At 77.4% G+C, this 1,353-nt stretch carries 1 protein-coding gene; it reads right to left on the reverse strand.

Annotation, left to right across the window (positions count from 1 at the left end; genetic code table 11):
- Positions 1-209 precede the first annotated feature (209 nt).
- Positions 210-1,353, reverse strand: a 1,144-nt coding sequence (locus AX737_RS34205) for a hypothetical protein (protein ID WP_197430493.1), incomplete at its 5' end; no start/stop codon positions are given.

Consider the following 1,353-nt stretch of genomic DNA (forward strand, 5'->3'; position numbering starts at 1 on the left):
CCCCGCCCCGGCACGAGCCCGGCGCGCATCCATCCTGACCGATTCCCGGTGAGCAAACCGTTCCCGGACCGGGGTGGAGCCGTTCCCGATCGCGCTGCCGTCGGGAACGGCTCCAACCTCCTGTCTTGACGCGCGCTCTTGCGCCGAACCGGCGTCCACGTCGGCGGAGAGCGCTCCAGCCCGCCGCGCCGGGCCCTGGCGCCGACGCCTCACCGGAGCGCCAGTTGCCGGCGCCCGGCCAGCACCGGCTCGTCCGGGAGCAGGTCCGTCTCCCGCCGCAGCACGTCTGCCACCGCCGCGAGGCCGGTCGCGAGGCCCAGGACGGCTGCCAGGATCCGCTCGCTCGCCCGCGCGGCGCGCAGGTCGTCGAGCGCGCGGCCCTCCGCCTCGAAGCGCTCGAGCAGGCGCGCGCCCATGTCCTTCAGCGTCTCGCCCGCCTCGTCGAGACGCCAATCCAGCTCGGTGCTGCGCGCCGCTTCCAGGGCCCGCTCGCCGGATCTGTCCTGGAGCAGCGCGGTCATCTGCGCGAAGGCGAGCACGAGGGCGGTCCGCCCGACGGCGATGTCGCGCTCGGCCGCGGCGATCCGGCCGTCGAGCGCCGCGATCGCGGTGTCGAGCGCGGCGATCCGGGCCTGGACGGTCGCGCGCTCGGTCCTTGCTCCGTCCAGCGTCGTCTGGGCCGCGTCGCGCCGGTCCGTCAGCGCGGCGATCGTCGCGGCGGCCGTGTCGCGCGTCGTCTCGATCTCCGCGTCGGCCGCCTCGAGCGTCGCCTCGACGTCCGCCCGCTCGGCCCGGAGCGCGGCGACCTTGCCCGGGTCGCCGGCCGCCTGCGCGGCCACGATCTGCGCGTCGATCAGGGCCAGCTTCGCGGCGATCGCGTCGCGCGCGTCCGACAGGGTCTCGATGGCCGCGTCCGCCTTCGTCCGCTCGGCCGCGATGGTGCCGTTCAGGGTCGCGACCGTTCCCTGCAACTCGGTGATCTGTGTGGCGAGGGCAGCCTCCCGCGCCGCCGCACTCTCCCGCTCGGCCGAGGCCGCGCCCCTCTGCGCGATCAGGCCGCTGCCGGCCGTGCCGTCGCCGTAGAGTTCGGTGCCGGCGGTGGCGAGCTGGGCCGAGGCGCCGCCGAGGCTCGCGCGCACGCTGGCCGCCGCGCCGGCGATGCGGGCGTCGCTCGCCTCACGCCGCACCGCGTCGATCGCGGCGGCGGCCTGCGCCAAGAGGATCGCCGCGTCCTCGGCGTTCTGCGGCGCCCGCAGGCCGGAGGCGCCGCCCGCGAAGACGGTGCCGACGCTCCGGTAGAGCGCCCCGGGGGAGGCCGCCGCGAGGCCGGCCGAGACCGCGGCGGTGCCGGAG

The organism is Methylobacterium sp. CCH5-D2 (assembly GCF_001556475.1).
GTDB classification, from domain to species: domain Bacteria; phylum Pseudomonadota; class Alphaproteobacteria; order Rhizobiales; family Beijerinckiaceae; genus Methylobacterium; species Methylobacterium hispanicum.